The organism is Frateuria sp. Soil773, from assembly GCF_001428405.1.
Taxonomy (GTDB): domain Bacteria; phylum Pseudomonadota; class Gammaproteobacteria; order Xanthomonadales; family Rhodanobacteraceae; genus LMSL01.
Genome location: NZ_LMSL01000034.1, coordinates 165,880 through 188,367, shown reverse-complemented (window position 1 = coordinate 188,367; position 22,488 = coordinate 165,880). Strand labels below are relative to the sequence as shown.

The window sequence follows — 22,488 nt, the reverse complement described above, 5'->3', positions numbered from 1 at the left end:
CGCGACCACCGAGCGTCAGCCTTGTCTCGATTCCGAAACAACGTGTTGATAATCGACAGCTAGCGGCGCGACGCGATCGTCCTTCGCCGCCCGCGCATGGATTTTCCGGCAACGGCTCCCGCATAGTGCGGCATCCAGCGCAACGGCCTGCACGAAAGGCCGCAACGCCTCCGCCGCGCCACCACGGAGACCGGCATGAACCTGCGCACCGTCGAGATCAAGGCCTTCCTTCCCGCGCCCGATTTCGAACGTTCGAGGCAGTTCTACCTCGCGCTCGGCTTCGAGATTCCCTGGTCCTCGGGCGATCTCGCCTACGTCCGCCACGGCGACACCAGCTTCCTGCTACAGGCGTTCGACGCCCCGGCATTCGCCCGCAACTACCAGATGCACCTGCTGGTGGAGAACGTCGACGACTGGCATGCCCACGTGCTCGCGTCGGGCGTGGCCGGACGCTTCGCCACCGAAGTGGGTGAGCCCGAAGACCGGCCGTGGGCGATGCGCGACTTCACCCTGCTCGACCCCGCCGGGGTGCTGTGGCGGATCGCACAGAACCTGCCGTGAAGAACCCGCCCGCGGGTGCGGCGATCCACCGGGCAGGCAACGTCTCCCCGGCCGTTTACGGACCGTGCCGCCGGCCGGTTCGCGGCCATGGATCGGGCCTGCGCTGGTATAATTTCGGGCCTGCCGCCTAATGGATCACCCCCACGGAATGATGCTCGACTGGACGACGGCCCAGGTGCTGCTGGTGTTGTTTCTCGCGACGTTCGTGCGATCGGCCTTCGGCTTCGGCGAGGCGCTGGTCGCGGTTCCCCTGCTCGCCCTCGTCATGCCGGTGGAAGTGGCCGCGCCGGTGGCGGTGCTCGTTTCCATCACGGTGGCCGGCGTCGTGCTGTTGCAGGACTGGCGCCACGTGCACGTGCGCAGCGCCGGCTGGCTGGTCGCCTCGACCCTGGTGGGCACGCCGCTGGGCCTGTACCTGCTGACGGCGGTGCCCGGGCGCATCGTGAAATGCCTGCTCGGCACGGTCATCGTGGGCTTTTCGCTGTACTGCCTGCGTGGCCGCAGGCGCGCCACGCTCGCGGACGACCGCATGGCGTGGAGCTTCGGCTTCGGCGCCGGCGTGCTGGGCGGCGCGTACGGCATGAACGGGCCGCCGCTGGTGATGTACGGCACGCTGCGCGGCTGGTCGCCGCAGCATTTCCGCGCCACCCTGCAAGGCTATTTCCTGCCGGCCAGCCTGATGTCGATGGCCGGCTACTGGTTCGCCGGCCTGTGGAACCCCGCCGTGACGCACTACTACCTGGTCTCGCTGCCGGCGGTGCTGGCGGCGATCTTCCTGGGCCGGCTCGCCAACGGCCGGATGGATGCGCGCTCGTTCCTGCGCTACGTGCACCTCGGGCTGATCGCCGTGGGCGTCCTGCTGCTGGCGCAGTCGATCGGCGGGGTGGCCTAGCCGAGCGCGGCGACCGGCCGGCCTAGTCGAGCGGGAAAAGGCTTTCCGGCGACAGGCCCAGAGCCAAGCCGGCCATCAGGCGCAGGCGCGCCTTCAGCGGTTGCAGGTTGCCCGCCGCGAGCAGGCCGTGCGCGAGCAGGTCGGTTTCGGCGCCCGCGCCGCGGTAGGTCGAGGTGAGCACCGGCCCGGCGGCGCAGCGGCTGGCGAGCACCACCGGCATCCTCTTCGCCAGCCGCGCCAGCACGGCCGCCGCCGCGGGCGGCACGTGGCCGCCGCCCATCGCCGCGACCACCAGGCCATCGGCGTAGCTGCCCGCCGCCTCGGCCAGGCGGCCGTCGTCGCCGCTGGCGACGGCCAGCAATTCGACCCGCGCGGCCAGCGCCGCGGGACGCCCCAGCAGGCCGGAGCATGCCGGCCCCCACAGCCGGACGCGGCCTTCGCCGACGATGCCGACCGGGCCGGCGCCCGGGCTGGCGAACGCCGCCGGCCGCACGGTATGCACCTTGGTTGCCCAGCGCGCCGCGTGGATCTCGTCGCCGAAGACCACCAGCGGCCCGAGCCCCGCCGCCTCCGGCCGCGCCGCGACGGCGAGCGCGGCCGCGATGTTCGCCGGCCCGTCCGAGCCGGCCACGACGCTGGGCCGCATGGCGCCGGTGAGCACGACCGGGATCGCCGCGGCGCAGGTCAGCTCGAACAGGTAGGCGGTTTCCTCCAGCGTGTCCGTGCCCTGGGTGACCACCGCCCCGTCCACCGGCGCTTCGCCGCCGGCGAGCCGCTCGACCAGCGCCACCAGGCCGAGCACGTCGGCCGGCGACATCGCGCGGCTGGGCACGGACAGGGCATCCACCGGCACGACCTCGACACCGGCCGGCACGGCCACCCCGCCCAGCAGTTCGGCCGCGGCGCCGACGGGGCGGAACCGGCCCGCCGCGTCGGGCTGGCCGGCGATCGTTCCGCCGCAGGCGATCAGGGCAATACGACGCATCCGAAGCCACCTTCAGCCGTTGCGAGAGCACGAGCGTAGCCGGCTCCGCGCGCCGCCGCACCGCCGGGCCGGGTTCAGGCGCCGTCGTCGGCCGGAAGGCGGCACAGCCGCCGCACGTCGAGCAGGGCCACGAAGCCGCCGCGCCAGGCGAGCACGCCGTGCACGGGGTCGTCGTCGCGCCGCGCGCGGCCCGGCGGCGGCGGCGCCACCTCGGCGACGGCGGGCGCCAGCAGCTCGCCGATGGCATCGACGTACAGGCCGACCTGGTGGCTGCCGTGGACCAGCATCACGATGCGCGCCTCGGCGTCGTCGCCGTGCGTGCGCGCCGGCAGGCCGAGCCGCAGGCGGCCGTCCATCACCGGCACGATGCGCCCGCGCAGGTGGCGGATGCCGAGCAGGTCGGGCGCCGCGCCGGGCACCGGGGTCAGCTCGCCGGGACGGATCACTTCGCTGACGCTGGCCAGCGGCGCGGCGTAGAGCTGGCCGTCCAGGCGGAAGCCGAGCCAGCTCTGCGCGGCGGCGTCGGGCGGCGCGGCGGATGCGCGGCGAACAGGCGTCGTGGGATTCATGGGCTGCGGTCCGGTGCGAGGGCGCGCGACGCGGGCGGGCGCACGGCCGCGGCGGACGGGAGCGCGACGCCGGCCGTCGCGGCGGCGGCGCGGATGCGCGGCACGTCCGGCAGCGTCGCCGGCCTGCCGGCCGCGGCATCGGTCGACGCGGTGGCCTCGCCTGCGGCGGCGGCCGGCGCGGGATCGGGAGCCACCTCCGGCGCGTCGGCGAGCTGGCCGGCCCGCTCCACGTCGCTGTAGAAGCGCGTGGGCATCGCCTGGTCGCTCAGCACCACCACCAGCACGCGGCGGTTGCGGTTGCGGCCTTCCTCGGTGGCGTTGTCGGCGGTCGGGCGGAACTCGCCCCAGCCGATGATGCCGAGCCGGCTCGGGCTGATGCCGTGCCCGGCGAACAGCCGCGCCACGCTGGCCGCGCGCGCGGCGGACAGCTCCCAGTTGGACGGATAGACGGCCGTGTTGATCGGCTTGTCGTCGGTATAGCCCTCCACCCGCAGCGGGTTGGAGAACGGCGTCAGGATCGCGGCGATCTGGCCCAGCACCACGTCGGCCGGCCGCGACAACTGCGCCACGCCGCTGGGGAACAGGATGTCGGTGCGGATCTCGATCTCCAGCCAGTTCTGCGTGCGCCGCACGATCACCAGCTTCTTGTCGATCAGCGGCTGCAGCGCCTGCTGCACCTCGTTCTCGATGCGCCGCAGGTTTTCCCGCTCGCGCTCCTGCCGGGTCGGCGGCATGGCGCGGCGCAGGTCGGCCGCGCGCGCCGGCGAGGGCCGCCGCGGGATCGGCACGGCGATCGGCGTGGTCGCCGCGCCGGGCTGGTTGGCCGGCGCGGCGATGGCCGGGTCGACGTTGTGCGGCGTCACCCGCGTCACCGGCATCGGCGCGATCACGTGGCTGGAGCCGTTGAACGCCTCGATGATCGACTCGGACATCACCCGGTACTTGCCCTCGTTGACCACCGAGACCGCGTACATCACCACGAAGAACGCCAGCAGCAGGGTCATCAGGTCGGCATAGGGGATCGCCCACGCCTCGTGGTTGAGGTGCTCGTCGTGGCGCCGGTGCCGTCTCACGACAGGTAGCCCTGCAGCTTGGCCTCGATCTGCCGGGGGTTGTCGCCCTGGGCGATCGCCACCAGGCCCTCGATCAGGATCTCGCGCATCTGCGACTGCTTGCCGATCAGCCCCTTCAGGCGCGCGGCCATCGGCAGCATGAACAGGTTGGCCAGCGCCACGCCGTAGATGGTCGCCACGAAGGCGGCGGCGATGCCGTGGCCGAGCTTGCTCGGGTCGGCCAGGTTCTGCATCACCGCCATCAGGCCCATCACCGCGCCGATGATGCCCAGCGTGGGCGAGTAGATGCCGGCCATCTCGTACACCTTGGCGCCGGCCAGGTCGATCGCCTCGCGGGTTTCCAGGTCCACCTCCAGCACGCCGCGGATCGCCTCCGGCTCGCCGCCGTCCACCAGCAGTTGCAGGCCCTTGCCGATGAACGGGTCGGCCTCGGCGTCGATCTGCGACTCCAGCCCGAGCAGGCCCTGCCGGCGCGAGATCTCGCTCCAGCCGACGATGCGGCTGATCAGGTCGGCCGGCTGGTGCCGCGGCGGGCGGTAGATCATGCGCAGCATCTTCAGCGCCTGGCGCAGCACCTTGCCCTGGTTCTGCACCAGCAGCGCGGCGAGGGTGCCGGCGAACACGATCACGAAGGCCGCCGGGTTCCACAGCGCCTCGACCGAGGAGCCCTTGAGGATGGTGCCGAGGACGATGACCACGAAGGCCAGGATCGTGCCGATGAGACTTACCAGGTCCATATCACGCCGTTGCTTTCAGGGAAGGGAGGAGTCGTCCGCCGTCGTCGGCCAGCCCGGCCAGGTCGAGCACCAGCGCGAGCCGGCCGTCGCCGGTGACGGTGGCGCCGGCCACGCCGGGCACGCCCTCGAACAGCGGGCCGAGCGGCTTGACCATCACGTCCTCGCGGCCGATCACCTCGTGCACCAGGCAGCCCAGCCGCAGGTGGCCGATGTGCAGCACCGCCACGTGGCGGCCGGCCGCCCCGCCGACGCCGGCCCAGCCGGCCAGGTCGCCCAGCGGCAGCGCGCGGCCGCGGTGCGCGGCGACCCGCTGGCCGTCGAGCAGGTGGTCCTGGCCGGCGGCCAGCTCGAACACTTCCTCGACGTTGCTCAGCGGCAGCGCCAGCAGCCGCGTGCCCACGCGCACCATCAGCACGCGCAGGATCGCCAGGGTCAGCGGCACGGTCAGTTCCAGCTCGCTGCCGTGGCCGAGCCGCGAGCGCACCCGCAGCGTGCCGCCCAGCTCCGCCACGCGCGTCTTCACCACGTCCATGCCGACGCCGCGGCCGGAGATGTCGGACACCGCCGCCGCCGTGCTGAAGCCCGGGCGGAAGATCAGTTCGTAGCACTCGGCCTCGTCCAGCCGCGCGGCCTGCGCCTCGTCGATCAGGCCCTTCTCGACCGCCTTGCGCCTGAGCACGTCCGGGTCCATGCCGCGGCCGTCGTCGCTCACCGCGATCACGATGCGCTCGCCGCGCTGGCTGGCGGCGAGCCGCACCGTGCCCTTGCGCGGCTTGCCGGCGCGCTCGCGCGCGTCGGGCATTTCCAGGCCGTGGTCGAGCGCGTTGCGCAGCAGGTGCACCAGCGGGTCGGCCAGCGCCTCGACCAGGCTGCGGTCGAGGTCGGTGCCCTCGCCTTCCTGCACCAGTTCCACTTCCTTGCCGAGCTGGCGCGCGAGGTCGCGCACGATCCGCGGGAAGCGCTGGAACAACCGCCCGACCGGCTGCATGCGCATGCCGAGCACGGCGCCCTGCAGTTCGTCGGCGACCCGGTCCAGCTCGCCGGCCGCCTGCGCCAGCGTCTCGTCGCCGCTGCGCGCGGCGAGGCTCTGCAGGCGGTTGCGCACCAGCACCAGTTCGCCGGCATGGTTGACCAGCGCATCGAGCTTGCCGGTGTCCACGCGCACGCTGGCCTCGACGGGCGCTGCCGCGGCGCGTGCCGGCGCAGGCGCTTCCGCTGGGCGGTCCGACGAAACCGATGGCCGTTTTCCAGCAGCGGACTCCCGCTCGCCATCGCCGCTTTTCCGCCCGTCATCCCGGCGAAAGCCGGGATCCAGCGCCTCGCCGTTCCCGCGCGACTCCGGCACGCTTCCGGGAGCGGTTCCCGCGCCATGCAACTGGTCCAGCAGCGCCTCGAATTCGTCGTCGTCGATGCTGCCGGACGCCTTCGACGCGACCGGCTCCGCAGCGCCCGTCGCACCCGGCGCCGCGCTGCCATGCAGGCTGTCCAGCAGCGCCTCGAACTCGTCGTCGTCGATGCCGGCCGACGCGGCCGCCGGCGCGGCGGGCTCGACCGTGCCCGGTGCGGCGCTGCCGTACAGGCTGTCGAGCAGCGCCTCGAACTCGCTGTCGTCGATCGGCACGGCCGTGCCGTCGGTCGCTTCCGCCGGCATCGCCTCGGGCACGGGCGCCGGCGCGGGCGCAGACTTGCCCGGCGGCTGCAACCGCTGCAGCAGCGACGGCGGCGGCATCGCCAGCGGCGTGCCGTCGCGCAGGGCGTCCATCATCGCGTTGAGCCGGTCGAGCGCCTCCAGCAGCGCGTCCATCCGCGCCGCATCGAGCACGAAGGCGCCGTTGCGCGCCTCGTTGAGCAGGTCCTCGGCGTGGTGGCACAGCGCCACCATCGGCTCGATCGCGAGGAAGCCGGCGCCGCCCTTCACCGTGTGGAAGGCGCGGAACACCGCGTTCAGCAGCTCGGCGTCGCGCGGCGCGGCCTCCAGCCCGACCAGTTGTTCGTCCAGGCGCTGCAGCAGCTCCCCGGCCTCGACCAGGAAATCGTCGCGCAGCTCGCTGTCCAGCGCCGGATCGATCATGGGCTCGCTTCCATGGGCACGTCCCTCATGGGCCGCTCCTTTAGAAACCGAATTCGCTGAGCAGGCGGTCCGCCTCGTCCTGGCTGGACACCTTCGCCACCGCCACCGTCTCGCTGCCGCCGAGGGCGCCGGTAAGGGTCACCAGTTCGAGCAGCGAGGACTCCACGCTGCCGATGAAGTCGACCACCTTCTTGATGCGCTGGCCGGAGAGGTCCTGCCAGGACTGCGCCATCACCATGTCGGCCAGGCCGTCGCGGCATTGTCCGGCGAACTCGCCGGCCTGGCGCGCCAGCGCGGCGGCCGGCTCGCCGGCGCCGGCGGCCAGCAGGTCGCCGGCGTCGCGCGCCAGCGATTCGGCCTGCGGCCGCATGCGTTCGGCGAAGTCGATGCTGCGGTGCGCGGCCAGCGCGCTCATCTCCAGCACGTCGTTGAGGTGCTGGCGCGCGTCGGCGACGCTGCCGGGCACGCCTTCCTGCGCGAGGTCGCCGCCGAGCCGGCGCACCGCGTCGTGCAGGTCGCGCGCGAGCAGGCCCAGCGCGCGAAACAGGTGCTGTTCGCGCTGGCGCACCAGCGTGTCCAGCGCCTGCTCGAAGGCGGCGCCGTCGGCGCTGTTGAGCAGCTCGTGCAGTTCGGGCGGCAGCGCGCCCCCGGTGAGTGCGGGCAGGACGGCGCTCATGCGGCGGCTCCCGCGGCGGCGATCCGTTCGAAGATCTTGGTGAGCTTCTCCTGCAGCGTGATCGCGGTGAACGGCTTGACGATGTAGCCGTTCACCCCGGCCTGGGCCGCGGCGATGATCTGGTCGCGGTTGTTCTCGGCGGTGACCATCAGCACCGGCATGCCCTTGAGCGAGGGCTCGGCGCGGATCGCGCGCAGCAGGTCGATGCCGGTCATGTTGGGCATGTTCCAGTCGGTGACGACCAGGTCGAACGGCTGGCTGCGCAGCAGGAGCAGCGCGTTGTTGCCGTCGTCGGCCTCCTGGATCAGCGGATTGCTGAAGCCCAGCTCCACCAGCAGGTTGCGGACGATCCGCCGCATGGTGGAGAAATCGTCCACCACCAGGATTTTCATGTTCTTGTCCATGCGACCTCTTTTGGAGCGGGATTCGGGATTGGGGATTCGTAAGCGAGGGCGGGAAGGTCAGCGGGTGGACGGGGAAGCGCGTTGGCTCTTGCCTTTGCGATTCCCCATTCCCGATTCCCCATTCCCCCCGTCCCGCCAGTCGCCCAGGCGCGCGCGCAGGCGCACCACGGCCTGGCCGTGGATCTGGCAGACGCGGGACTCGGTCACGCCCAGCACCGCGCCGATTTCCTTCAGGTTCAGTTCCTGCTCGTAGTACAGCGACATCACCAGTTGCTCGCGCTCGGGCAGGCTGCCGATGCCCTCGGCGAGCGCCTGGCGCAGGCCGTCCTGCTCGATGTTCTCGTGCGGCCCCAGGCTGTTCTGGTCGGCCACGTCGAGCGCGGCGGCGCCGTCGCCGTCGTCCGGCGCGGTGAGGCTGAGCAGGCGCGCGCTGGCGGCGTCGGCCAGGGCCGCGTGGTATTCGTCGGGCGTCATGCCAAGCCGCTTCATCACCTCGGTATCGTCGGCGTCGGCGCCGGTCTCGATCTCGATCTGGCGCACCGCCTCGGCCATCTCGCGCACCTTGCGGTGCACCGAGCGCGGGGTCCAGTCGAGCCGGCGCAGCTCGTCGAGCATGGCGCCGCGGATGCGGATGCCGGCGTAGGTCTCGAAGCTGGCCGCGCGGTCGTCGGCGTAATGGCGCGCAGCCTCGAGCAGCCCGATCATGCCGGACTGGATCAGGTCGCCCACGTCGACGCTCGGCGGCAGCCGGCCCATCAGGTGGTAGGCGATCCGCCGCACCAGGGGCGCATGTTGCTTGACCAGCTCGTCGGCGCTCTGGCGCTGCAGTTGCAGGTATTCCGATGCCACGCTCATCTCACCACCCCGCCACCGGTGCGGCCTGACCGCCGAAGAAGGCGATGCGGTCGAGGCCCGCTCGCGCGGGTTCTCCCCATGTATCGACCGCACCCGCCAATTGCTTGAATGCCTGCGCCGAACGGCTCGACGGCCACAGGTCCACCACCGCGCCCTGGCGCCGGATCGCCTGGCGCAGGCGCTCGTCGTGCGGCACCAGGCCGGCGAAATCGAGCACCACGTCGAGGAAGCGGTCGCTGACCCGTGCCAGCTTCTGGTGCAGCGCGCGCGCCTCGCCGGCGTTGCGCACCATGTTCGCCACCATGCGGAAGCGGCGCACGCCGAAATCGCGGCTGAGCACCTTGACCAGGGCGTAGGCGTCGGTGAGCGAGGCGGGCTCGTCGCACACCACCAGCACCACCTCGTCGGCCGCCGCGGCGAACATCGCCACGTTGTCGGACAGCCCGGCGGCGGTATCCACCAGCAGGTAGTCCGGCGGCTGCGCCAGCTCGTCGAAGGCGCGGATCACCGCGGCGTGCTCGCCGTTGCCGAGCTGGGCCAGCCGGCGCGCGCCGGAGCCGCCGGGAATCACCTTCAGCCCGTGCGGCGCGGTGAGCACCAGGTCCTCGATGCCGCAGCTTCCGTCGAGCAGGTGGCCGAGGTGGCGCGCCGGCACCAGGCCGAGCAGCACGTCCACGTTGGCCAGCCCCATGTCGGCGTCCAGCAGCATCACGTCGCGGCCGGCCATCGCCAGCGTCATGCCGAGGTTCACCGCTACCGTGGTCTTGCCCACGCCGCCCTTGCCGCCGGCCACCGCGATGGCGCGGCACGGCCGGCGCGGCGCCGGCACGCCCAGGGTGGCGGCCTGGGTGGCGGCCTGGTGCGCCTGCGGCGGCGGCGCGCCTTGCGTGCCCAGCCCGGTCATCGCCGACAGCATGTCCTTCAAGCCCCAGGCCTGGTTCATCGCGATGGCCCCGCTCATGCCCGCGCCGCCGCGGCGCCGAAGCGCTCCGCCATCAGGCCGTCGTCCGTCGCCGCGGCATGCTGCCTGAGCACCTGCGCGGCGCGGCAGACCAGCACGCGCGCGTCGGCCGCGGCGATGTCCTCCGGCACGCGCTGGCCGTCGGTGGTGTAGTCCAGCGCGAGCCGGTGGCGGATCAGCACCGACAGCGCGCCGCCGAGGCTGGGCGCCTCGTCCAGCTTGGTCAGAATGCAGGCGTGCGGCTGCAGCGGCAGGTAGGCGCGCACCGCCTCCTCCAGCGCGGACGCCTGCGCGTTCGCCGCCAGCACCAGGCAGGCTCGCAGGTTGCCGGCCTCGCCGAGCACGTCGAGCTGCTGCTGCAGGCGCGGGTCGCTGCCGGCCAGGCCGGCGGTGTCCACCAGCACGGTGTGGCAGTCCTTAAGCAGCTCCAGCACCTGGCGCAGGCTCTGCGCGTCGTAGGCCGGATACACCCGCACGCCGAGCAGGCGGCCGTAGTGCTCGAGCTGCGCGGCGGCGCCGATGCGGTAGTGGTCGGTGCTGACCAGGGCCACGCGCGAGGCGCCGTGGCGCATCACCGCCTTCGCGGCGAGCTTGGCCAGCGTGGTGGTCTTGCCTACCCCGGTGGGGCCGACCAGGGCGGTCACCCCGGCCTGGTCGGCGCGGCCGCGCGCGCTCACCGCGACGCGGCGGCTGAGCATGCCCAGCGGCAGGTAGCGCGCCTGCTCGGCGCTGAGTTGCTCGGGCAGTTCGTCGGCCAGGGTGCGCGCCACGTCCGGCTCGATGCCGAGCCGGGTCATCTCGCGCAGCACGCGCGCGCGCAGCGGCTGGCGGCGCTCCATGTCGTTCCAGGCCAGGCTGGAAAGCTGCAGCTCCAGCATCTCGCGCAGGCTGGACAGCTCGGCGCGCATGCGCACGGTGTCCTGTGCGGCGCGCTCGATCAGCGGATGCACCGGCGCTTCGCCGTCGGCGGCCTTCGCCGGCGCCGGCGCGGCGACGGTTTCCACCGGCGCGCGCGCGGGCATGGGCGCGGATACGGGCGCCGGCACGGGCGCGGCGGCGGGCGTCGCCGCCCTGGCGCGCGGCGGTGCCGGCGGCAGCGGGGTCACGCTGGCGCGCTCGGGCGCCGGCATCGCCGCCGGCGGCGCGTCGCCCGGCAACGGCGCGCCATGGCGCGCCGCCTCGCGCACCAGCGCCTCGTCGTAATCGACCGCGGCGATGATCTCGATGCCCTCGGCCAGCCGCCGGGTGGACAGGATCACCGCATCGGGCCCCTGCTCCTCGCGCACCTCACGCATCGCCTGGCGCATGTCTGTGGCTACGAATCGCTTGATCTTCATGGGCTCGCCTTGCTCGCGGGAATAGGGAATGGGGAATGGGGAATAGGAACGGCTCGTGTTGCCGCAGCCTTGCGTTGCATGATCTGCCCGTAGCGCATATCCGACCTTTCCCGACCTGTTCGTTCCATTCGATGTGGTGAATAAGTAACAGCGCGCATCGTCGAAACTGGCCTCGCCCCGCTCTTCCTATTCCCCATTCCCGACTCCCCATTCACGGCGCTTCACCGCCCCAACGCCTGCACCAGCCGCACCCGACGGTTGTCGGGCACCTCGTTGTAGGCCAGTACGTGCAGGTTCTGTGCCACGTGGCGGGTGAAGCGCGCGAGCCAGGGGCGCAGCTGCGGCGCGACCAGCAGCACGGCCGGTTCGCCGCTCATTTCCTGGCGCCTGGCAGCGTCGGCGACGCCCTGCTGCAGGCGGTCGGCCAGGCCCGGCTCCACCGCCGCGCCGGCCACGCCGCCGCCGGACAGGGAGTTCATCAGGATCTGCTCCAGCTCCGGCGCCAGCGTGATCACCGGCACCTCGGTGCCCAGCCCGGTGATCTCCTGCACGATCTGCCGGCCCAGGGCGACGCGCACGGCGGCGGTCAGAACGCCGGGATCCTGACTCTGCCCGGCGTGCTCCGCCAAGGATTCGACGATGCCGCGCATGTTGCGGATCGGCACCCGCTCTGCCAGCAGGTTCTGCAGCACCTTCACCACCACGCCCAGCGACAGGCGCCGCGGCACCAGGTCCTCGACCAGCTTGGGCGCGCTCTCGGCGAGGCGGTCGAGCAACTGCTGCACGTCCTGGTGGCTGAGCAGCTCGTGCGCGTGGCCCTGCAGGATGTGCGACAGGTGGGTGGCGATCACCGTGGCCGGATCGACCACGGTGTAGCCCAGGCTCTGCGCCATCTCGCGCTGGCCCTGTTCGATCCACACCGCCTCCAGCCCGAACGCCGGGTCCTGCGTGGCGATGCCCTGCAACGGGCCGTGCACGCGGCCGGGGTTGATCGCCAGCAGGCGCTCGTTGTGCACCTCGGCCTCGCCCATCGGCACGCCCATCAGGGTGATCCGGTAGGTGCTGGGGCCGAGGTCCAGGTTGTCGCGGATGTGCACCGCCGGCACCAGGAAACCCAGCTCCTGCGACAGCTTGCGGCGCACCGACTTGATCCTTCCCATCAGCTCGCCGCCCTGGTGGGTGTCGACCAGCGGGATCAGCCGGTAGCCGACCTCCAGCCCGAGCGGATCGACCCCGGCAACATCTTCCCAGCCCAGCTCCAGCCGTTCCGCCGGCGCGGGCGCGGCGGGCGCTTCGGCGGCCGGCGCGGCCAGCTTCTCGCGGGTCTCGCGCTCGCGCTTGCGCATCAGCCAGGCGGCGCCGGCGCAGGCCGCGCCCAGCAGCAGGAAGGCGATGTTCGGCATGCCGGGGATCAGCCCCATCACGCCCAGCACCGCGCCGGCCACCATCAGCGCCCGCGGTTGCCCGAACACCTGCGCGACGAGCTGCTGGCCCATGTCCTGCGAGCGCGTGGCGCGGGTCACGATCACCGCCGCGGCCACCGACAGCATCAGCGCCGGCACCTGCGCCACCAGGCCGTCGCCGATGGTCAGCAGGGTGTAGGTGCGCGCCGCCTCGCCGGCCGACAGGCCGTGCTGCATCACGCCGACGAAGAAGCCGCCGACGATGTTGATGATGAGGATCAGGATGCCGGCGGTGGCGTCGCCGCGCACGAACTTGGAAGCGCCGTCCATCGAGCCGTAGAAGTCCGCCTCCTCGCGCACTTCCTGGCGGCGCTCGCGCGCCTGCTCCTGGGTCAGCAGGCCGGCGTTGAGGTCGGCGTCGATCGCCATCTGCTTGCCGGGCATCGCGTCCAGGGTGAAGCGCGCGGTCACTTCCGACACGCGCGTGGCGCCCTTGGTCACCACCACGAAGTTGATGATGGTGAGGATGGCGAACACCACCAGGCCCACCGCGAAGTTGCCGCCGATGACGAACTCGCCGAACGCCTCGATCACCTTGCCGGCGGCGCCGGGGCCGTCGTGGCCGTGCAGCAGCACCACGCGGGTGGAGGCGATGTTCAGCGCCAGCCGCAGCAGCGTGGCGCCGAGCACCACGGTGGGGAACGCGCCGAACTCCAGCGGCCGCATCACGTAGATCACCGCCAGCAGGATCACCAGCGACAGCGCGATGTTGAAGCTGAACAGCATGTCCAGCAGGAACGGCGGCAGCGGCAGCATGATCATGCCCAGCATCGCCAGCATGATCACCGGCGCGCCGATGCCGCGGCGGCCGAGCTGTTTCAGGTTTTCCATCGCGCCCACGGCGGCCATGCAGCCTCCTTCTAGAACTTGTACGGGCCGAGCAGGTCGGGATCGACCTCCGGCATCGGTGGCGGCGGCGGCACGTCGCCGTGCGCCTTCGCCTGCTTGAGCTGGTAGACGTAGGCCAGCACCTGCGCCACCGCGACGTAGAGCGCGGCGGGGATCTCGCGGCCCAGCTCGGTGGTGGCGTACAGCGCGCGCGCAAGCGGTGGCGCCTCCACCAGCGGGATGCGGTGGCCGGCGGCCACCTGGCGGATCTGCTGCGCCAGCACGTCCACGCCCTTGGCGAGCACGCGCGGCGCGCCGCCCTTGCCGTCGTCGTAGCGCAGCGCCACCGCGAAGTGGCTGGGGTTGACCACCACCACGTCGGCATTGGGCAGCTCCTGCATCATCCGGCGCCGCGACATCGCGTGCTGCACCTGGCGGATGCGCCCCTTCAGCTCGGGGTTGCCCTCGCTTTCCTTCGACTCGTCGCGCAGTTCCTGCTTGGTCATCCGCTGGCGCTTGGCGTGGTCGAACTTCTGGTAGAGGGCGTCGATGCCGCCGATCAGCGCCAGCATCGCGCCGAAGGTCAGCGCCGCGCGCCCGAGCAGGGCGATCGACTGCGCGATGCCGGACGCCACCGCGCCGCGGCCGGTGTCCAGCAACTCGCCCTGCCAATGCCGCAGCGCCAGTGCCAGCACGCCGCCGATCAGCGCCAGCTTGAGCAGCGACTTGGCCAGCTCGACCAGGCCGCGCAGGGCGAACACCTTGCCCAGGCCCTTGATCGGGTCGAGCCGCTCGAACTTCGGCTGCAATGCCTGCGCGCTGAAGCCGATCCCGCCCAGCAGCACCGGCGCGGCGAACGTCGCCAGCAGGGTCGCCAGGGCCACCGGCGCGAACAGCGCCAGCGCCTCGCGCAGCGCCATGCCGAGCACGCGCGCCGGCAGCGCGTCGGAGAACAGCGCGTCGCGGTTGTAGTCCAGGCCCAGCGCGTAGATCTGCCGCGCGTGGCGCATCGCCGCCGGGCCGCCGGACATCAGCGCGGCCACGCCGGCCAGCACCACCAGCGCGCCGGACAGGTCGCGCGAGCGCGGGACGTCGCCTTTCTCGCGCGCCTCGCGCAGGCGTTTTTCGGACGGCTGTTCGGTTTTTTCCTGGTCGCTCTCTTCCGACATCGCGTCAGCCTCCCAGCAGTCCGCGCATCAGCGTCCAGGCGCCGGTCTGCAGCGAGCCGAACGCGCCGGGCAGGCCGCGCAGCGACAGCCACAGCACCACGAAACCCAGCGACACGGTGATCGGGAAGCCCACCGCGAACAGGTTCATCGACGGCGCCGCGCGGCTGATCGCGGCGAAGCCGATGTTCACCACCAGCAGCGAGGTCATCGCCGGCAGCGCCACCCGCACCGCGCCGGCGAAGAGCTGGCCGCCGTACAGCGCCACCGCGTGCAGGCCGTTCGCATCCACCGCGGCGGCGCCCGGCGGCAGCGTGCGGAAGCTGTCGGCGAGCAGCGCGATCAGTTGCAGGTGGCCGTCCATCGCCAGGAACAGCAAGGTCACCAGCGCCACGTAGAACTGGCCCAGCACCGAGGTGGAGCCGCCGCCCTGCGGATTGACCACCTCGGAAAAGCCCAGGCTCATGCTTTGCGAGATCAGCTGGCCGCCCATCGCCACCGCCTCGAACACCAGCTTCAGCACGAAGCCGACCGCGGCGCCCACCAGCAGCTGGCCGGCCATCGTCGCCACGCCGTCGCCGCTCAGCGGATCGACCGCCGCGGCCGGCGCCAGCGGCGCCAGCACGGCGGTCAGCAGCAGCGCCAGGGCCACCCGGATGCGCGCGGGGATCACCGTCGAGCCGAACACCGGCGCCACCAGGCACAGCCCGCCGACCCGCCCCAGCGCCCACAGCAGGCCGCCGAGCCAGTCCTGCAGCGCGGCCAGTTCCAGCGTGCTCACCGTGCCATCCCCGGCAGGCCCGAGATCAACTGGTGGGTGAACTGCACCAGGGTGCGCAGCATCCACGGCCCGGTGATCAGCGCCACCAGCGCCATCGCGATCAGCTTCGGGATGAACGACAAGGTCATCTCGTTGATCTGCGTGGCCGCCTGGATCACGCCGATCAGCAGGCCCACCGCCAGCGCGGTCAGCAGCAGCGGCGCGGCCACCAGCATCGCCACGTACAGCGCGTGCTGGCCCAGCGCCATGATCGATTCGGGGGTCATGGGGGCGAGAAGTGCGTGGAGAGGAGTGAGGAGCGAGAGTGGAGCAAGCGCGCGCTTGCGGGAGCCGGTTCGCGGGCGGGGCCTTTCGCGCTCATGCGTAGAAGCTCCCCGCCAGCGTCCCCACCAGCAGCGTCCAGCCGTCCACCAGCACGAACAGCATGATCTTGAACGGCAGCGAGATGATCATCGGCGAGACCATCATCATGCCCATCGACATCAGCACGCTGGCCACCACCAGGTCGATGATCAGGAACGGGATGAACAGCAGGAAGCCCATCTGGAACGCGGTCTTCAGCTCGCTGGTGACGAACGCCGGCATCGCCACGCGGAACGGCACGTCGGCCTTGCCCGCGTACGGCTTCTCCTTCGCCAACTGGGTGAACAGTTGCAGGTCGGCGTCGCGGGTCTGGTCGAGCATGAACTGCTTGAACGGCAGCGAGGCGGCCGGCAGCGCCTGCTCCGCGCTGAGCCGGCCGTCCATGTACGGCTTCACGCCATCGTTGTAGGCGCGGCCCAGCACCGGCGACATCACGAACAGGGTGAGGAACAGCGCCAGCCCCAGCAGCACCTGGTTGGGCGGCGTCGACTGCGTGCCCAGCGCCTGGCGCAGGAAGCCCAGCACGATGATGATCCGGGTGAACGAGGTCATCATCAGCAGGACCGCCGGCAGCAGGGTCAGCACCGTCATCAGCGCCAGCAGCTGCAGCGACAGCGTCCAGTTCCTGACGCCGCCCGGCGCGTCCTTCACGGTCAGCACCGGGATGCCGGCGGGCGACGACAGCGGCGCGGGCATCGCGGCCGCCGGGGCGGCGGCGGCCGGCGGCGCCGGTTCGGCGGCCATGCCGTGCAGCGGCATCAGCAGCAGCGCGGCCAGCAGCAGGCCGCCGCGGAGGCGTTGCAGCAGCCGCCTCATGGCTTGCGCCTCCAGCCGGCCAGCAGCTCGGCGAACGCGGGCGCCGCGGCGGCCGGCGGCGTACCGGACGGCTCCGGCGCCGCGCCCTCGTAGACGTGCAGCGTGCGCATGCCGCCCTGCCCCACGCCCACCAGCAGCCGCTTGCCGTCGGCGTCGAGCAGCAGCAGCCGCTCGCGCGCGCCGACGCTGAAGCTTTCCACGCAGCGGATGCGCCGCCCGCCGGGCATGCCGCGCGACTGCACGCGGCGGCTCAGCCAGCCGGCCGCGAGGATCAGCGCGACGATGCCGAACAGGCTCAGCACCACCCGCAGCAGCTCGCCGCCGACGCCCGGATCGGACGCGGCGGCGACGGGTGCGATGGCGACGGGCGCGAGGACGGCCAGCACGGGCACGGCGCTCAACGCAGCTTGCGCACGCGCTCGGCGGGGCTGATCACGTCGGTCAGGCGGATGCCGAACTTCTCGTTGATCACCACCACCTCGCCGTGCGCGACCAGGGTGCCGTTGACGAACACGTCCAGCGGTTCGCCGGCGGCGCGGTCCAGCTCCACCACCGAGCCCTGGTTGAGCTGCAGCAGGTTGCGGATGCTGATGCGGGTGCGGCCGACCTCCATCGCCAGGGTCACCGGCACGTCGAGGATCATTTCCAGGTTGACCTCGCCGCCCTCGCCGCCGAGGCCGCTCAGGGTGTCGAATTCGACGCGTTCGGTGGCGTCGGCGGGTGCTGCGTCGTTCGGGCTCATGCGGGCTTCTTCTCTGTGGCGAGGTCGCCGGTGAGGCGGCGTTCGCGCCGACCGGCCTGGGCGTGGTAACGGATGGCGTTGCGGCCGTTGGCCTGGCCGTAGCGACCGCGGAACACCGGCACGTCTTCGGCGAACACCGTGGTCAGCTCGGGCAGTTGCACCGGGATCACGTCGCCCGGGCGCAGGCGCAGGAAGTCGCCGATGCTGATGCGCGTCTCCAGCAGCAGCGAGCTCAGCTCCACCTCGGCGTCGAGCACTTCCTCGTGCAGGGTCTCGGCCCAGCGGTCGTCGCGCTCCACGCGGTCGCTCTGCACGCCGGCGTCGAGCAGGGTGCGGATCGGCTCCACCATCGCGTACGGCAGGGTCAGGTGGATCTCGCCGCCGCCGCCGTCCAGCTCGACGTGGAAGCGCGATACCACCACCGTCTCGGTCGGGCTGACGATGTTGGCGAACTGCGGGTTGATCTCCGAGTTGAGGTACTCGAACTGCAGGCCCAGCACCGGCGCCCACGCCTCGGTCATCGCGCCGAACAGCTCGCCCAGCATGATCTGGATCACGCGGTTCTCGGTGGCGGTGAAGTCGCGGCCCTCGATGCGCGCGTGGTAGCGGCCGTCGCCGCCGAAGAAATTGTCGATCACGGTGAACACCAGGCGCGGCTCGAACACCGTCAGCGCGGTGCCGCGCAGCGGCTTGATGCGTACCAGGTTGAGGTTGCTCGGCACCGCCAGCCCGTGCACGTACTCGGCGAACTTCAGCATGCGCACGCCGAGCACCGAGACCTCGCAGGTCTTGCGCAGCACGCCGAACAGCGCGGTGCGGAAGAACCGCGCGAAGCGGTCGTTGACCATCTCCAGCGTCGGCAGGCGGCCGCGCACGATGCGGTCCTGCTGGGTGAAGTCGTACGGGATCGCCGTGCCGTCCGGCAACGGCTCGTCGTTGCCGGTCTCCACCGCGCCGCCCTCGACGCCGTCGAGCAGCGCGTCGATCTCTTCCTGGGAAAGCAGGTCGCTCATGCGCGTGGCTCCGCCGCCGTCACTGCATCACGAAGCTGGTGAAGTACAGCGCCTCGATGCCGGGCTTGCCGTAGCGCGCGCCGACGATCGCGCGCACCGCGGCGAGCGCGTCGGCCTGCAGCTTCTGCTTGCCGGCGGCGTCGCTGAGGATCGCGTAGTCCTTGCTGCTGAACAGCTTCACCAGCGCGTCGCGGATCACCGGGTCTGCGTCCTTGGCGGCGGCCAGCGCGGCCGGGTCGTGCGACATCAGGCTCACGCCCACCTGCAGGAAGCGCATCGAATCGTCGTCGCGGAAATTCACCACGAAGGCCGGCTCCAGCGGCAGGTACAGCTCGTGCTTCGCAGGGGCCGGCTCGCTTGCCTTGCTGGCGGCCGCGGCGCCGCGGCCGCCGAACAGCACATAGGCGCATACGCCCGACACCGCCAGCAGCGCCACCGCCAGCCCGATCACCAGCGGCGAGCGGCGCTTGCCCGCCGGTGCCGCGACGACTGCTTCGACTTCTTCGTTTGCCATGAAAACCCTCGATCTGCGTACCTGTCCGATGCGATGGCGGCATCGGCCATCCCTGCGGTCCGAACGAGGTTTAGCAAGCCACGTGCCAGCCTCCGCAAGCCTTGCGGCAAGCGGGTTTGCGGGCATCGCGAGGCAGCGGCGGCGCTTTCTTGACGCCCGCCGGCGCGCCGGCGCGACGCGATGCCGACGGCCGTCCGGAATCCGGCGCCGCGGCTGTCGCGCACAGTGCGGATGTGGATGCGGATGCGGATGCGGGCCAGCGGGCCCTGCCCAGGCGAGGACCGATCCTGCCCGTCATCCCAGCGAAAGCTGGGATCCAGTGCCTCTGCCCCAGGAACATCCAGGCGCTGGATTCCTGCTTGCGCAGGAATGACGGGCAGAAAGCCCGCGATCCAGCCCTCGTCCCCTCGAGCGAGCATCGCGCGCACGCGGCGGGAAGCCGGGGGGAATCCGCCTGAAACCGCACCGGTGGAGCGGCTTGCCCCTGCTCCCCCGGGGAACGCACGCGCACGCACCGCCGCGCGCCGGAACCGCGGCGCGAAAGGGCCGCAGCGGCCGGGCCATGTCCGATCTTCCCGTCCCGCGAAGACGATCTTCCCGCTCCGCGCAGGAAGACGCGCGCGGCGGCACGGCCGCCGCACCGGATCAGGCGAACGTATCGAGCAGGCCCAGCGCGGCGGGCGCCGGCGATACCGGCGCGGCCAGTCCCATGTCGTCATCGCCGCCCAGGGCATTCCCGCCCCCGGACCGCCCCTGCGACTGCTCGCCGCGTGCCTGCTGCTGGCCAACCTCGGCATGGCCGAGCGAAAGACCGTGCTGCGCCAGCAAGGTGTCCAACTGGGCCAGGGTCTGCTGCACGGCGTGCACGGCGGCGGGATGCTGCACTGCGAACGTGACGTCCACCTGGCCGTGCGTCACGCTCACCTTCACGTCGAGCTGGCCGAATTCTTCCGGATGCAGCCGGATGCGCGCCTGCTTGAGCTCCTGCCCGCCGAGCCAGGCCACCTGCTGGCCCAGCTCCTGCGCGAAGGCCGGCGTGCCGGCGGCGCTGGTCATGCCCAGGACGTGCGCGTCCGGCACCGCCGCATGCGCGACGGCGGCCGGAAGCGAGGCCACCGGCAGCGCCTGCATGTCACCGGGTTCGTGTTCCGGGAGCGTCAGCCGCTCGGGCTGCACGGCCGCGTTCATCAGGCCCTCCGGCGCGACGGGCAGGCCAGGGAGTTGCGACGGCGGCGCCGGCAGGCCGGCGGCGACGGGCAAGCCGCCCGGCACCGCGCCTGGCGCCGCCTTGTCGTGAGCGTGGCCGGCATCGGCCGCCGCCGGGGCGGCCGCGACGGCACGGGCGGCCGGCACGCTCTGCCCCAGCAGGGCGAGCACCGCGGCGGCAAGCAGGCCGGCGTCGCCGTCGCCCTGCTCCGCCTCGCCGTCCGCCGCCGGGGCGTCCTTCGCCGGTGCGGCCGCGTCGCCGGCCTTGCCGGGTGCGGCGGCCTTGGCCTGCGCCGGTTCCTGCGCCGTCGTCGGCGTGTCGCGCTGCTGACGCCGCGCATCGTCCAGGCGGCGGTCGAACGCGCCGTCCGTGGGCTTGCCGGCCGGCGCCGGTGACGGCGTACCGGGGTGCGATTGCGCCTGTGCCGGTAGCGGCGTCGCTGCGTTCATGCTCATGCGTACCTCGGCCATCCAGAAATCCGGTTGCGCGCCCCGGTCCAGGCGCGGTCGTCTCGCGGCTCTTGCGTGCGGCCGGGCGCTGCGGGCACGCGCGCGCTCACGGCTGGCGCTCCGGGCGCGCGGGGCGGCGATGCTGCATGCGCTCGTCGATCTCGCCCTGCTCACGGCGCTCCTCGCTCTTGCGTTCCTGCTCGCGGTAGCGGTCGATCACGCTGTCGAGCGCGGCCTCGCGCGCGTGCGCCTCGCGCCACTGTCCGCGCGCGTGTTCGAGCATGCGGCGCTGGCGCTCGATCTCGTGCAGTTGCTGCGCGATCGCGCGGTCGATCCGCTCGACGAACTGCTGGCGGTTGAGCAGCGCGCTCACGCTCATGCCGCCGCCGGCCTCCACCGCGTATTCCTGCCGGTAGCCGCGCAGCTCGGACAACTGCCGCTCGGCCTTGGCCAGCGCCTGCTGCTGCTCGGCCAGTTTCTGCACCGCTTCCTCGCTGCGCTGCCTGGCCTGGTCGGCGGCCGGCTGCAGGCGGTTGGCGCGCGTGCTCATGCCGCCGCCTCGTCGGCGAGCGCGGCCAGGGCGGCGATGCCGTCGGCCAGGGTCATCGGCTCGTCCACCTCCTGCTGCAGGAAGGCGCGCAGTTGCGGCCACATCGCGATGGCCCGGTCCACCTGCGGATCGGAGCCCTGCTGATAGGCGCCCACCGCGATCAGGTCGCGTTGCTGGCGGTAGGCGGAATACACCTGGCGGAAGCGCTGCGCCGCGCGCATGTGCTCGCGCGCGGCCACCGCCGGCATCACGCGGCTGATCGAGGCCTCGATGTCGATCGCCGGGTAGTGGCCGGCCTCGGCCAGGTCGCGCGACAGCACGATGTGGCCGTCCAGGATCGCGCGCGCGGCGTCGGCGATGGGATCGTGGCGGTAGTCGTCGCCCTCGGTGAGCACGGTGTAGAACGCGGTGATCGAACCGACGCCCTCGGCGTCGTTGCCGGCGCGCTCGACCAGCGCGGGCAGCATGGCGAACACGGACGGCGGGTAGCCCTTGGTCGCCGGCGGCTCGCCGATGGCGAGCGCGATCTCGCGCTGCGCCTGGGCGTAGCGGGTGAGCGAATCCATCAGCAGCAGCACGCGCTGGCCGCGGTCGCGGAACCATTCGGCGATGGCGGTGGCGTACTGCGCGCCGCGCAGGCGCTTGAGCGGCGGCGCGTCGGCCGGCGCGGCGACGATCACCGCGCGGCGGCGCCCTTCCTCGCCCAGCGTGTGCTCGACGAATTCCTTCACCTCGCGGCCGCGCTCGCCGATCAGGCCGACCACCACCACGTCGGCGTCGGTGTATTTCGTCATCATGCCGAGCAGGGTGGACTTGCCCACGCCGGAGCCGGCGAACAGGCCCAGGCGCTGGCCGCGGCCCACGGTGAGCAGCGCGTTGATCGCGCGCACGCCGGTGTCCAGCGCGGTGTCGATCGGCTTGCGCGCCATCGGGTTGATCGGCTCGCGCTTGAGCGCGGCGTGCTCGTCCGCGTCGAGCGGGCCGAGGCCGTCCAGCGGCAGGCCGTCGGCGCCGATCACCCGGCCCAGCAGGCCCTCGCCCACCGGCAGGCCACCGGCATGGCGGCACGGGCGCACCCGCGCGTTCGGCAGCACGCCATGCAGTTCGCCCACCGGCATCAGCAGCAGCCGCTCGTCGGCGAAGCCGACCACTTCGGTATCCAGTTGAGCGCCGTCGGCGCTGTCCACCAGGCAACGCGCGCCGAGCGCGGCCTCGCAACCCTCGGCCTCCAGGGTAAGGCCGACCACCCGGCGCAGGCGCCCTTCCACCACCAGGGTATGCGCGCCCTCGGCACGCGCGCGGCGGCGTTGCAGCTTCTGCCGCCATTGCGCGCGGCGGGCGGCGATGGTCGGTTCAACGTCCATGGCGTACCGGCTGCCCAGCTTGCCCGTCATCCCATCCAGTTTGCCCGTCATCCCGGCGAAAGCCGGGATCCAGTGCCTTGGGGTTCAGGCGTCCAAAGGCGCTGGATTCCT

At 72.3% G+C, this 22,488-nt stretch carries 24 protein-coding genes; 2 read left to right on the top strand and 22 right to left on the bottom strand.

Going from position 1 to position 22,488, the window contains the following annotated elements; translation table 11 throughout:
* Positions 1–195 precede the first annotated feature (195 nt).
* Positions 196–561, top strand: a complete 366-nt coding sequence (locus ASG87_RS10865; protein ID WP_056004752.1) for a VOC family protein — start codon at positions 196–198, stop codon at positions 559–561.
* Positions 562–709: 148 nt separating this feature from the next.
* Positions 710–1,453: a sulfite exporter TauE/SafE family protein gene (locus ASG87_RS10860; RefSeq protein WP_082582912.1), complete on the top strand. Its 744-nt coding sequence runs from the start codon at positions 710–712 to the stop codon at positions 1,451–1,453.
* A 22-nt stretch (positions 1,454–1,475) separates the two neighbouring features.
* Here the strand turns inward: ASG87_RS10860 and ASG87_RS10855 are convergent, their stop codons facing one another.
* The 22 genes from ASG87_RS10855 to fliI form a co-directional block, all read right to left on the bottom strand.
* Positions 1,476–2,438, bottom strand: coding sequence for an asparaginase (locus ASG87_RS10855; protein ID WP_056004751.1), 963 nt, complete (start codon positions 2,436–2,438; stop codon positions 1,476–1,478).
* Positions 2,439–2,512: 74 nt separating this feature from the next.
* A complete protein-coding gene (locus ASG87_RS10850) occupies positions 2,513–3,007 on the bottom strand; it encodes a chemotaxis protein CheW (protein ID WP_056004750.1) in 495 nt (164 codons plus the stop codon).
* Positions 3,004–4,080 carry a flagellar motor protein MotD gene (gene motD / locus ASG87_RS10845; protein ID WP_056004749.1) on the bottom strand — a complete coding sequence of 359 codons (1,077 nt, stop codon included), beginning with the start codon at positions 4,078–4,080 and terminating at the stop codon, positions 3,004–3,006. The genes ASG87_RS10850 and motD overlap by 4 nt, the downstream gene beginning before the upstream one ends.
* The gene (locus ASG87_RS10840) at positions 4,077–4,817 is read right to left on the bottom strand and encodes a flagellar motor protein (protein ID WP_056004748.1); all 741 of its coding nucleotides are present in this window, start codon (positions 4,815–4,817) and stop codon (positions 4,077–4,079) included. The genes motD and ASG87_RS10840 overlap by 4 nt, the downstream gene beginning before the upstream one ends.
* A gap of 1 nt (position 4,818) precedes the next feature.
* Positions 4,819–6,888 (bottom strand): chemotaxis protein CheA, encoded by a 2,070-nt coding sequence (locus ASG87_RS10835; RefSeq protein ID WP_082582911.1) that lies wholly within the window; start codon positions 6,886–6,888, stop codon positions 4,819–4,821.
* 40 nt (positions 6,889–6,928) lie between these two features.
* Entirely contained in the window at positions 6,929–7,564 is a 636-nt protein-coding gene (locus tag ASG87_RS10830) for a protein phosphatase CheZ (RefSeq protein ID WP_056004747.1), read from the bottom strand.
* Entirely contained in the window at positions 7,561–7,968 is a 408-nt protein-coding gene (locus ASG87_RS10825) for a chemotaxis response regulator CheY (RefSeq protein ID WP_056004746.1), read from the bottom strand. Before ASG87_RS10825 ends, ASG87_RS10830 begins: the two co-directional genes overlap by 4 nt.
* 57 nt (positions 7,969–8,025) lie before the next feature.
* Positions 8,026–8,823, bottom strand: coding sequence for an RNA polymerase sigma factor FliA (locus ASG87_RS10820; RefSeq protein WP_056004745.1), 798 nt, complete (start codon positions 8,821–8,823; stop codon positions 8,026–8,028).
* Position 8,824: 1 nt separating this feature from the next.
* The gene (locus ASG87_RS10815; protein ID WP_056004866.1) at positions 8,825–9,766 is read right to left on the bottom strand and encodes a MinD/ParA family protein; all 942 of its coding nucleotides are present in this window, start codon (positions 9,764–9,766) and stop codon (positions 8,825–8,827) included.
* Positions 9,767–9,780: 14 nt separating this feature from the next.
* Positions 9,781–11,121: a flagellar biosynthesis protein FlhF gene (flhF, locus tag ASG87_RS10810; RefSeq protein WP_056004744.1), complete on the bottom strand. Its 1,341-nt coding sequence runs from the start codon at positions 11,119–11,121 to the stop codon at positions 9,781–9,783.
* 221 nt (positions 11,122–11,342) lie between these two features.
* On the bottom strand, positions 11,343–13,433 hold the full coding sequence (gene flhA, locus ASG87_RS10805; protein ID WP_056004743.1) for a flagellar biosynthesis protein FlhA: 2,091 nt from the start codon (positions 13,431–13,433) through the stop codon (positions 11,343–11,345).
* A gap of 11 nt (positions 13,434–13,444) precedes the next feature.
* Positions 13,445–14,581 carry a flagellar biosynthesis protein FlhB gene (flhB, locus tag ASG87_RS10800; RefSeq protein ID WP_056004742.1) on the bottom strand — a complete coding sequence of 379 codons (1,137 nt, stop codon included), beginning with the start codon at positions 14,579–14,581 and terminating at the stop codon, positions 13,445–13,447.
* A gap of 4 nt (positions 14,582–14,585) precedes the next feature.
* Entirely contained in the window at positions 14,586–15,359 is a 774-nt protein-coding gene (gene fliR, locus ASG87_RS10795; protein WP_056004741.1) for a flagellar biosynthetic protein FliR, read from the bottom strand.
* Complete coding sequence (gene fliQ / locus ASG87_RS10790; RefSeq protein ID WP_056004740.1) at positions 15,356–15,625, bottom strand: flagellar biosynthesis protein FliQ; 270 nt, start codon at positions 15,623–15,625, stop codon at positions 15,356–15,358. Before fliQ ends, fliR begins: the two co-directional genes overlap by 4 nt.
* A 91-nt stretch (positions 15,626–15,716) precedes the next feature.
* Positions 15,717–16,538: a flagellar type III secretion system pore protein FliP gene (gene fliP / locus ASG87_RS10785; protein WP_082582910.1), complete on the bottom strand. Its 822-nt coding sequence runs from the start codon at positions 16,536–16,538 to the stop codon at positions 15,717–15,719.
* The gene (gene fliO, locus ASG87_RS10780) at positions 16,535–16,930 is read right to left on the bottom strand and encodes a flagellar biosynthetic protein FliO (protein WP_235499627.1); all 396 of its coding nucleotides are present in this window, start codon (positions 16,928–16,930) and stop codon (positions 16,535–16,537) included. The genes fliP and fliO overlap by 4 nt, the downstream gene beginning before the upstream one ends.
* A gap of 5 nt (positions 16,931–16,935) precedes the next feature.
* Positions 16,936–17,280: a flagellar motor switch protein FliN gene (gene fliN, locus ASG87_RS10775; RefSeq protein WP_056004739.1), complete on the bottom strand. Its 345-nt coding sequence runs from the start codon at positions 17,278–17,280 to the stop codon at positions 16,936–16,938.
* The gene (gene fliM, locus ASG87_RS10770) at positions 17,277–18,293 is read right to left on the bottom strand and encodes a flagellar motor switch protein FliM (protein ID WP_056004738.1); all 1,017 of its coding nucleotides are present in this window, start codon (positions 18,291–18,293) and stop codon (positions 17,277–17,279) included. The genes fliN and fliM overlap by 4 nt, the downstream gene beginning before the upstream one ends.
* Before the next feature lie 19 nt (positions 18,294–18,312).
* Positions 18,313–18,807, bottom strand: a complete 495-nt coding sequence (locus tag ASG87_RS10765) for a flagellar basal body-associated FliL family protein (protein ID WP_056004737.1) — start codon at positions 18,805–18,807, stop codon at positions 18,313–18,315.
* Between the two features lie 645 nt (positions 18,808–19,452).
* Entirely contained in the window at positions 19,453–20,469 is a 1,017-nt protein-coding gene (locus ASG87_RS10760) for a flagellar hook-length control protein FliK (protein ID WP_162258356.1), read from the bottom strand.
* 100 nt (positions 20,470–20,569) lie between these two features.
* On the bottom strand, positions 20,570–21,013 hold the full coding sequence (gene fliJ, locus ASG87_RS10755) for a flagellar export protein FliJ (RefSeq protein WP_056004735.1): 444 nt from the start codon (positions 21,011–21,013) through the stop codon (positions 20,570–20,572).
* On the bottom strand, positions 21,010–22,377 hold the full coding sequence (gene fliI, locus ASG87_RS10750; RefSeq protein ID WP_056004861.1) for a flagellar protein export ATPase FliI: 1,368 nt from the start codon (positions 22,375–22,377) through the stop codon (positions 21,010–21,012). The genes fliJ and fliI overlap by 4 nt, the downstream gene beginning before the upstream one ends.
* Between the last annotated feature and the right edge of the window lie 111 nt (positions 22,378–22,488).